Origin of the sequence: Arcobacter sp. F2176 (assembly GCF_004116465.1) — a bacterium.
Classification (GTDB): Bacteria; Campylobacterota; Campylobacteria; order Campylobacterales; family Arcobacteraceae; genus Arcobacter; species Arcobacter siniprincipis.
In genome coordinates, this window is sequence record NZ_PDJV01000013.1 from 62748 (window position 1) to 72688 (window position 9941).

14 protein-coding genes are annotated in these 9941 nt (G+C 25.5%); 1 reads left to right on the forward strand and 13 read right to left on the reverse strand.

Annotated elements, in window-relative coordinates; genetic code table 11:
- Nucleotides 1-109: 109 nt before the first annotated feature.
- The 13 genes from CRU95_RS12075 to gspG form a co-directional block, all read right to left on the reverse strand.
- Nucleotides 110-619 (reverse strand): type II secretion system protein J, encoded by a 510-nt coding sequence (locus tag CRU95_RS12075; protein WP_129101370.1) that lies wholly within the window; start codon nucleotides 617-619, stop codon nucleotides 110-112.
- Complete coding sequence (locus tag CRU95_RS12080; RefSeq protein WP_129101371.1) at nucleotides 616-1008, reverse strand: hypothetical protein; 393 nt, start codon at nucleotides 1006-1008, stop codon at nucleotides 616-618. Before CRU95_RS12080 ends, CRU95_RS12075 begins: the two co-directional genes overlap by 4 nt.
- A 2-nt stretch (nucleotides 1009-1010) precedes the next feature.
- On the reverse strand, nucleotides 1011-2516 hold the full coding sequence (locus tag CRU95_RS12085) for a GspE/PulE family protein (protein WP_129101372.1): 1506 nt from the start codon (nucleotides 2514-2516) through the stop codon (nucleotides 1011-1013).
- Complete coding sequence (locus tag CRU95_RS12090; protein ID WP_129101373.1) at nucleotides 2506-4479, reverse strand: secretin N-terminal domain-containing protein; 1974 nt, start codon at nucleotides 4477-4479, stop codon at nucleotides 2506-2508. The genes CRU95_RS12085 and CRU95_RS12090 overlap by 11 nt, the downstream gene beginning before the upstream one ends.
- Nucleotides 4469-4945, reverse strand: coding sequence for a hypothetical protein (locus CRU95_RS12095; RefSeq protein ID WP_129101374.1), 477 nt, complete (start codon nucleotides 4943-4945; stop codon nucleotides 4469-4471). Before CRU95_RS12095 ends, CRU95_RS12090 begins: the two co-directional genes overlap by 11 nt.
- Nucleotides 4929-5102: a hypothetical protein gene (locus CRU95_RS16630; protein ID WP_164969778.1), complete on the reverse strand. Its 174-nt coding sequence runs from the start codon at nucleotides 5100-5102 to the stop codon at nucleotides 4929-4931. The genes CRU95_RS12095 and CRU95_RS16630 overlap by 17 nt, the downstream gene beginning before the upstream one ends.
- Before the next feature lie 177 nt (nucleotides 5103-5279).
- Nucleotides 5280-5456: a hypothetical protein gene (locus CRU95_RS16635; RefSeq protein WP_164969779.1), complete on the reverse strand. Its 177-nt coding sequence runs from the start codon at nucleotides 5454-5456 to the stop codon at nucleotides 5280-5282.
- A 1-nt stretch (nucleotide 5457) separates the two neighbouring features.
- On the reverse strand, nucleotides 5458-5850 hold the full coding sequence (locus CRU95_RS12100; protein WP_129101375.1) for a hypothetical protein: 393 nt from the start codon (nucleotides 5848-5850) through the stop codon (nucleotides 5458-5460).
- Nucleotides 5843-6706, reverse strand: coding sequence for a hypothetical protein (locus tag CRU95_RS12105; protein ID WP_164969780.1), 864 nt, complete (start codon nucleotides 6704-6706; stop codon nucleotides 5843-5845). Before CRU95_RS12105 ends, CRU95_RS12100 begins: the two co-directional genes overlap by 8 nt.
- Before the next feature lie 46 nt (nucleotides 6707-6752).
- Nucleotides 6753-7421: a hypothetical protein gene (locus CRU95_RS12110; RefSeq protein ID WP_129101377.1), complete on the reverse strand. Its 669-nt coding sequence runs from the start codon at nucleotides 7419-7421 to the stop codon at nucleotides 6753-6755.
- 2 nt (nucleotides 7422-7423) lie between these two features.
- The gene (locus CRU95_RS12115) at nucleotides 7424-8641 is read right to left on the reverse strand and encodes a type II secretion system F family protein (RefSeq protein ID WP_129101378.1); all 1218 of its coding nucleotides are present in this window, start codon (nucleotides 8639-8641) and stop codon (nucleotides 7424-7426) included.
- Entirely contained in the window at nucleotides 8631-9152 is a 522-nt protein-coding gene (locus CRU95_RS12120; RefSeq protein WP_129101379.1) for a hypothetical protein, read from the reverse strand. Before CRU95_RS12120 ends, CRU95_RS12115 begins: the two co-directional genes overlap by 11 nt.
- An 8-nt stretch (nucleotides 9153-9160) precedes the next feature.
- Nucleotides 9161-9541, reverse strand: coding sequence for a type II secretion system major pseudopilin GspG (gene gspG, locus CRU95_RS12125; RefSeq protein WP_129101380.1), 381 nt, complete (start codon nucleotides 9539-9541; stop codon nucleotides 9161-9163).
- A gap of 139 nt (nucleotides 9542-9680) precedes the next feature.
- Between gspG and CRU95_RS12130 the strand changes: the two genes are divergently transcribed.
- Nucleotides 9681-9941: hypothetical protein (locus CRU95_RS12130; protein ID WP_164969781.1), on the forward strand; the 261-nt coding region annotated here is incomplete at its 3' end.

Here is a 9941-nt window from a genome sequence, read left to right on the forward strand (position 1 = left end):
CATAGTTTTATGATTAAATATATAAATATAAGTAACTAATTTAAAATTTATGATTATCTTTATTTTTAACTTACATATATAAATAAAATAAACCTTATATTTCACATTATTAGTTTATTGTTAAAGTATTAAAAAAAACTATTGGCTTATCTTTTTTTTGAAGGAGGATAGCATATATTTTTTTATTGACTTTTGATTGAGAAACTTTAAACTTAAAAATATCACTATCAAGCTTATCTACAAAAGCATCATTAAAAAAAGAGTCTAATACTTCTCTTTCATTGAACTTATATAGACTCTCTATTCGAAGTAGATTTTTATCTTGTGAGATTATATATGTAACATATCTATAAAAAGGATTATGATACATATCATTTGTCTGTATTTTTAAAATGCTATTTGAAGACCTATCAAAAGTTATTTCGATACTTTTTGCTTTTGCTATATCTTCATAGTATAAGGCTTTTAGTTTATTACTTGATTCTAGTGTATCGAGTTTTTTTTCATAGAAGAAGTTACTTTGCTTGGTAAGGTCCAAAGCTTTATATAAAAAGACGAGAATAAGAGAAAAAAGTGTGATACTAATAAGTATCTCTATTAGAGTAAAACCTTTTTTCATTTGTCTATCTTTATAGTATAAAACTTCTTTTTTATACTGTTCTTTATGGAATATGAATTCTCTATTTGCTTAAAAGAAAAGGGTGTGTTTTCTAACTCTTTTGTTTCCAAAGTTTTATCTTTTATATTTATATTTGTAGCTTTTGTTTGTTTTTTTAGCTCTTCATCATTTAATGTTAGATTTTCATCTATAGCAAGATTTTTGTTTCTATTATTACTTGCTTGATAATTTAGAGCATAAAGACTTATGTAAGCTTGATTTAGTTTGCTTACATCACTTTTTTCTATAATAAATAAGTTATTTTGTTTGATTTTAATGAGTGAGCCAATAACTACTGTTATAATAATGATAGATATAAGAACTTCTATAAGAGAAAGAGCTTTTTTCATCTTTACTTTATACCAATTCTTATAGCTTCTTCAAAGGATGTAGTTCCTTCTATTAGCATAGATTTTAATTGCTCACCAAGAGGTTGCATACCACCTTCTATGGCTAAGTTCATCAAGTCATTATCATCAAGATTATTGTGTAGGTGCTTTTTAATTTTTTCATCGACTAAAAAGAGTTCTCCAATGGCAACACGACCACTATATCCTGTGAAATTACAAAATTTACATCCGACTGATTTATATATCTTAGTATCATCTGGGATATCAAACATTTCATTATAATCTTTAGCTAAATCATCTTCTTCTTTACAAGAAGGACAAAGTTTACGAACTAACCTTTGTGCTAAAACTGCCAATAATGATGATGTCAATAAAAACCTTTCCACTTTCATATCTACAAGTCTTGAAATAGCAGCAGGTGCTCTATTTGTATGTAAAGTAGAAAAAAGTAAGTGACCAGTTAAAGCTGCTTGTACTGAAATAGAGGCAGTTTCACTATCTCTAATTTCTCCTACCATAATGATATCGGGGTCTTGTCGTAAAATAGAACGCAAACCACTGGCAAAAGTTAGCCCTACTTGTGAATTTACTTGTATTTGATTTATCTCATCAGATTTGTATTCTACTGGGTCTTCTATGGTAATAATATTTTTCTCTTTATCAACAATATGTTGTAATAAAGCGTGAAGAGTTGTAGACTTTCCACTTCCTGTAGGTCCTGTTACTAGTACCATACCATAGCTGTTGTTCATGATACTTTCTAAGCTATTTGTTATATAAGAAGGAAAACCTAATTCATTTAAAGTAGGAATATCTTCACTTTGCATCAAGATACGCATTACCACTCTCTCACCATAAAAAGTGGGCAAGATTGAAACCCTTATATCAAGAACTCTTCTTGCTATTTTAATTTGGGTTCGCCCATCTTGGGGCACACGCTTTTCACTAATATCTAAGCTTGAAATAACTTTTATACGACTAATTACCAATGCCATTATATTTTTTTCTAATTCAACATGCTTAAATAAAACACCATCAACTCTATATCTCACTTCCCCTTTGTGTTCATGCATTTCTATATGAATATCACTTGAACGCTTTTTTATTGCTTGATAAAACAATGAATTTACAAACTTTATAATAGGTGCTGACTCTTCAGAAGTCAAGATATCTGAACTATTTTTTAAAAACTCTGCAACTGAAAAATCTTCATCATCAAAAGATGCATCTTCTTGCTCTTTTTGAATACTATTCATTTGTTTATCAGTACGGATTTCAACAAAATGGTTATATAATCTATCAAAAGATATTTCATCTAAAAAGATTACTTCATGTTCATAATCAAACTTTGATAGATAATCTAATGCTTTACTCATATGTTTTTCATAAAGACAAATGACTATTTTATCTTCAAGTTGAGAAAAAAGTACATAATTTTTTAGTGCGAGTTCATACCCTTCATGTTCATAAGGTAAAAGTGAAGGATAATGTTTTTCATCAATCTTCATGGCTTTTACCCATTATCATATCCATTTGTTTTTCATGAATAGATTTATCATCATTATCTTTTAAATCTTCAATTTCTTCTTCAATTTCCTCTTTTTTATCTTTTAAGTCTTTATTTTTTTTCATAATTTCTAAATGTCTTTGTACTAATCTTACTTCCAAATCTTTTGTATATTGATCTTCAAGTAATTTTAATTCTGTTAATTGCTCTCTTACAAAAGTTAAACCTTCACTATTTGGTACAATATAAGGTGTCATAATAACTACTAGGTTTATTTTATCTTCTGCTTTTTTTGTATTTTTAAATAATACTCCAAGAACAGGAATATCACCAAAAAATGGAACTTTATCTTCTATCATATCAGATTTATTTTTTATAAGTCCTCCAATAATAACACTTTCACCATTTGATACTATTGCTGTAGTCTTAACTTCTTTTTTACTTGTATCTGGATTTGTTTGTCCATCTTTTAATTCTTTTGCATCTTCTAAGACTGTTTCAATTTCTAAAGTAACTTTATTGTCATCTGAAATTCTTGGTTTTACTTTTAAGGTCAACCCTATATCTTCCCTTTGAAAAGTGTTATTAGTTGTTCCACCATCTGTAGTTGTTGTACCTGTTTGAAAAGATTTTGTTTCTCCAACATAGATTGATGATTCTTTATTGTTGATACATAATATTGATGGTTCAGAAACTATATCTATGGCTTGATTATTTTTTAATAGATTTAATGTTGCTCCTAAAGCAATACCTGAGTTTAGTGTTTTTGTATTAAATGTCAATAAGGATTCAACACCAGAACTTAGAGCATTTACACTTCCGCCAAGATTTGCACCAAGTGTAAAAATCCCATTGCTTGTTGACTCTGCACCTGTTAATCCATATTTGATACCTAAATTATGTATTTTATTAGCACTAACTTCTATAATCTTTGCTTGAACATAAACTTGTAATCTCTCTTTATCAAGTTCTGAAACAATCTCTTTTATGTATTTTATTTCATACTTTGGTCCAACTAATACTAAAGCATTAGTCTCTTCATCAATTGAAGCATAAGGTTTATTATCAGGATCAATATATTTCTTTTTATTAATTATACCTTCAATTATTTTTATCATATTTTTTACTTCAACATTTTTTAATGTTACAACATCAACAACTCGTTCTGCTAGGCTCCCTATTTTATCGACATTTTGAATATATTTTTCTAAAAAATCAACATTTTTTTCTTTTCCAACCAGCAAGATTGAATTATCATCTTTATTGCCAAGCACTACGACTTTTTCTTTATCTATTTTTTCATCAAAAACAGATTTTGCAATATTTTTTAATGTTGTTTCCGCACTAGATACTTGAATATTTTTTAACTTAATACTTCGAACTGTTTTTTTTGCATCTTTAGAGATGAGTGTTATTATTTTTTCTATAGTTTCTATATTACTTTCAAAATCAGTTATAACTATCACATTAGATTCTTTATCTGTTACTAACTTTGCAGATTTTGTTATAAGGTGTCGTATCTTAGAAGCAATATATTCTACATTTGAGTATTGCACAGAAAAAACTTTTGTCACCATTTGATCATAACCATTTTTATTTTTACCTGCAAGTATTGGTAGATTGTATTTAGAACTATCTTCCATTTTTACAATACGTAAAATACCGTGATTTTCAACTATTGTTAATCCTTTTGACTCAAGTACATAAATCAAAATATTATAAATATCATCATCATAAAGCTGTTTATTTGTTATAAAATCCACATTGCCACTTACTTTTGTTGTTAATAAAATATTTTTATTAATAATCTTTGAAGTAATTTTAATCAAATCCTCAATACTTAGATTTTTAAAACTTATATCAATAGGTTCTTTCTTAGCAAAAAGATTTAAAGATAAAAATACTACTAATATAAATACTTTTAATATACTAATTTTCTTTATTTTATAACAACTATTTATCATCTTTTATAACCTTATATTTTAATTTATCTTTATTTATTTCTAATTTATATTCTATTTTGTCTTTTACAAATATTACAAATGATTTTTCTATTTTTTTAAGCTGATAACCTTTAAAGCTATCATTTAGTGCCAAAACATGACTCTTCTTAGTACTTTTTTCTTTTAAAACTATCCAACCTAAACCACTACTTTTTGAATAAATTGCATTAAGCTCCAATTGAGAAAGAAAGGGATAGCTTTTTTGTGTAGTAATTACTTGCTTTGTTTGTATTTGTGCATTTTTAAATCCAAAAGTTGATAAATAATCATAATCACGAAAAGCAAACCTATAACGGTTTTCTACAATATAATCAACTCCCATTTTAGGAAGTATCAAAAACAGCATAATATTAAAGATATAACTTACTAAAAATAAAAACATTAAAGTAAATACATATTTAGACATAAAATTAAAATTGATATTCATAATAATATTTTCCTTTGATTAATTTCCAATTATTAAGTAAATAATTAAAATCTGTTTTTACTAATCTTGATGGTTCTAGCTCTAAAGTGATTATCTTTTCTTTCAAATTTATCATTCCTCTCATTTCACCCATTTGACCCTTTCCATTAATTGTCATATTTAAAGGATTAATAATAGAATGATTTATAGATAATGAATCAATTAGCTTTTCATACTTACTGTTATTTTTATTTATAAAAAATATATTAGTTATTTTTATATGTGAAAAAATAAATCCAGTTGAGATACTTGCAGATTCAAATTTTGCATAAGGTTTATTTTCATATATTATATTTCAGTCAGTTATTTTTAAATATAACATTTTGTCATCTATTATCTCTTGAGAAATGATAATTTCTTTTTTCATTAATGCTTTTTCAAAGAGAAAGTAAAAATTCTCTTTTGGTAAAAACAATATAAATGAAAAACAAAAAAACAATACATAAAGAATAATTTTTACTATTTTTTTCATATTATTCCTCCATCTCAAAACTAATCATATTTGATGTAATAGTAAGTTTTTTTATCAAAAATCTATCTTGCAAAATTTGATTTAAAAACTTATTTAGTACTTCTTTATTATCGCTTTTGATTAAAGCTTTTATATGTTTGCCTTCATGGATTATCTGTATATTCTCTTTTTTAAATGAAGCATTAGATTTTAGTCCTTTTATTTTAGATAATAAAGTTGATTTATCTTGATGGTTACTTTTAAGTATACGAAAATCTTTTGCAGTAAGTATTTCACTCGCAAAATTACTTTGTATTTCTTTTAACTTACTCTTTTCTGTACCTAAGAATACAAAGGAAAGAAAAAGAAAAAAGATTAAAGTTATTAAAATATATATTGGATTTATTCTATTCATATTCTAACTCTACTTTCATCAAATTACCTTCTGTCTTTTGTTTAATTATTTTAAAGTTTTTACTAAAGTAAGTCTTAAAATGACTTGGAATCACATTATCAATATCAAGTTGAAATACTTTTCCATCAAATTCAATTCTTTTTATAACTGCTTTATTATACCTCTTTTGATAATCAAAGATATAACCTATTGATTGGCGTAAATTATTATTAGTATTAAAAGTTTTCTTCATCTTTTTTAAAATTGCATTTGTTTCAAAACTAGTACTTGGAAGATTATATTGTTTCTTAATACTCTGTTCTTTTTTCTCTAAAAAAGAAACATTTTTATTGATTATAAAATATTGAAATATATTTAAAAATATCAAAATCAAAGTTACAATACCTATACTATTGATATACTTTATATCAATGATAGACGAATAAAATTGCAATCTTATTTTATATTTAGAAAGAACATGTTCCTGCAAGATAGAGTTGATATCTTCACTATTGCCCTCAATAGAAAATGGTATTTTTACTAATATTTCATCTTCTGTGTATATGAACTGTTCTGTATTTGAATAAAATGCTTTTTTATTTGAGAATTCTAATTGTGCAAAATGTATATTACCCACTTGAATGTTTTGTAAATTGGTATTTTTAATAGCATCTAAAATTTCTGAATTTTTATATGCAAAACACAAAAAATGGTGTTTAGACTTTTTCATTGCAAAAAATGAAAAATCACCCAAGGGTAAAACATCACTAAAAAGATTAGGTAAAAATACCAAAGCTTCTTTTTTATTTTTAACAGGAATTTCAAACTCCCTTACCCAATAAAATTCAGGAGATAAAATAATATCTACCTTATCCAAGGTTTTAAAATAAGATTTTTTGGTTAAAAATAGTATCTTTCTTTTCTTATTTAAAAGCAATATTAAACCCCTTTATTTTTTTCTCAGTAATATCAAAAATAAAATCACTAATAACCAAACGATTAGAATGTTCAATATCAAGATGTCCTATTATTGCGGTTTGTTTTTTAGTATCAATAAAACTCAAATTATCTTGTATGGTTTTTATTTCATCACTTTCTGCTTTTTCAATAAAAAGTTCTACAAGAGTATTGATTTGTTCAAAATTATCAATATCTCCGTACTTTTTAATATATGAAATAACTAAAGTTTTAAAAACAGAAAAGCCAAAAACATTATTTTCTAAAAAAAGGTTTTCAATATCTTTTATTTTTGCCTTATCTTCTTTTGCTAAAGCATTGATATCATATCTATCTTCGTACTTTTTAAAACTCACTTTTGCTTTTATATCTCCATACTCCAAATCTACACCTTCTTGAAGTGATTCATTTTCTAATAGTGAAGGTATTTGTTCTTTATTCTTAAGAAAATAATCAAAAAATTCATTCTTTATATTATCAACACTTATAAGTGATTTTATATAGTATGTATCACTATTTGATTCTTCTATATAACTATTTGCATCATTGAGGTTTTTAATTATCAAGGCACTTATTGCCATAATAAACATCAAAGTCATAAGTAATACAATCGCTTTTTTATTTTGTACTATCATTTTTAACCTAAATTCATAGAAAATATTGGCAGAAGCATTGCTATGACAATAAACCCAATAAGAGAACCAACAAAAAGCATAAAAGCAGGCTCCAAAAGAGCTAAAAAAATAGCAATTTTATCTTTGCTATTTTCGTTATAAAGTTCTGCTAGATTACTTAAAATCTTACTTAACTCACTGGTCTCTTCACCAATAGCAACTGCATGAATAAATGAACTATCTACTTTATATATTTCACTTGAATTTAAAGTTTCAGAAAGCCTTTTACCTTCAACAACCTTAGCTGATGCTTCCAGAAATACTCGTTTTATAACAGTGTTTTTTATAATATTTGTACCTAAATTAAAAGATTGTACAATTGGTACACCTGAACGAATCAAGATAGAATTCATATATGAGAAACGACTCAATTCACTCAGTTCTACCAACTTACCTAAAAAAGGTAACTTCAATAAAAAGCTATCCACAAAAAAATGAAAAACTTTTGATTTTTCGAATAGATACATAAATAATATTATCAAACTAATCAATCCAAAGAAAAGTATCTCATAATTATTTGAAAAGAAGTCTCCTAAAAGTATCACAAAGGTTGTAATTTTGGGTAAAGCTTGATCATATTGGGTAAAGATTGCTGTAATCTTTGGTACAATAAAACTTAACATAAATCCAACAACAAATAAAGATACAAGCAAAATAAAACTTGGGTATGCCATCGCTGTAATCATCTGTTTTTTTACACGCTCTTGTTCTTTTAAAAATGTCGCTAGTTCAGCTAAAACAACTTTTAATAATCCACCATTTTCACTTATTTTGATTGATTGTTTATAAAATTCTGGAAGTTTTATGCTCTTTTGTAAATCTAAAGCAGAATAAAAATTTTTCCCTTCATCTAGAAAAACAGATATTGATTCAAAAAATGTATTCATTTTTTTGTCATTTTTATATCGTTCATTGATTAATTTAATTGCACTTACTAGGGGAATCCCAGAGTTTAAATATATACTTAAATCACGACTTATTTCAGATAAGGTACTTGCTTTTATATTAGACTTTTTTCTAAAATCATAATTTAAAAAAGTGCTTTTTTTCTCTTCATGAAGTTTATTAAAGATGATTTTTTTAACTTTTAATTTAGCCTTTGCATCTTCTAAAGAAAAAGCTTCTATTTTTGAAGATATTTTTTTGCCACTGCTATCTATACCATTATATTTAAAAAGCATTTTTCACCTCTGTTTCAAGGCTATCCAGATAAGATACAACATCATTCAAATAATCAAATTCTTTTGGCTTTTCATGAATACTATTAAAAAGTAATATCTCTTTATCCGTCTGTACTACTACATCTTTGTGTCGATTATTTTGATTGAATACTAATTGAAATACAATTTTAAACTCTTCAAAAGTGTCAAACTTTAAATATCCGTATGAGATACGATCCATGTTTTTATCATATTTATAGACTATGGGTTCTCTTTCAAAAAAGTGCTTTATTGTCAAATCAGGTTTTAACTTGCCATCAATATAAATAAAACAATCCAAGCTATTCTCTACACACTTAAATGCTAGCTCATTTTTGAACTTTTGTTTTAGTAAGTATGACTTTAGATTCATAAGTGCAATATCTGTTTTTTTCAAACTCATCATCTTGATTTTGGGTAAAAAGACACTATATATTATCCCAACAAGAACAATAACAAGGACTAATTCCAAAAGAGAAAATGATTTTTTCAATCATATTCCTATTTGTTACACTTAGAATAGTAAATATCATCATTACCACCCTCTTTTTTATCTGGACCAAATGAGATTAATTCAAAAGATTTACCATCTTCATTTGATATATATACAAAGGGATTATCCCAAGAATCTTTTGGCATCTTTCCATCTTCAAAGTAGTTGTTTTTAACTAATATATCAAGTTTTTCTTCTGTAGTTGGATAAGTGCTTCTATCAATCTTATACATTTTTAAAACTTGACTGACACTTTTCATTTGAATACAAGTAAGCTTTTCTTTAGCTTCTTCACTTTTACCTACTAAATTTGGCAAAACAAACATTGCCAATAATCCTAAAATAATAATAACAACCATCAACTCCATCAATGAAAAAGCTTTTTTCACAAATATTCCTTTTGTAGTAAAATAAAGAAAAATTATATCAAAAAGAAACACTATCATTAATAAAATAATCACATCATTATAGCTATTTTGAAAAGTTTATGAATAATAAACTATAATATAAACAATTAAAAGGTTTTTAATGTATAAAAAAAATATTCTCTTTGCTATAATATTTCTTTCTGGATTATTTATTGGTCTATATATAAATATCTCAACAGTAAATACTCTTAATATAAATATTGCAAATGAAAATAATATAAAAGAATTTGAAGAACAAAAGATACAAAAACCATTATTGACAAATAAAATAACTAAAATAAAACTAAGCTCTTCTTCTCTAAAAGAAATAGAAAAAGAAGAATCAAAAAATGATTATCTAAATTTATTTAAAACTTATTTG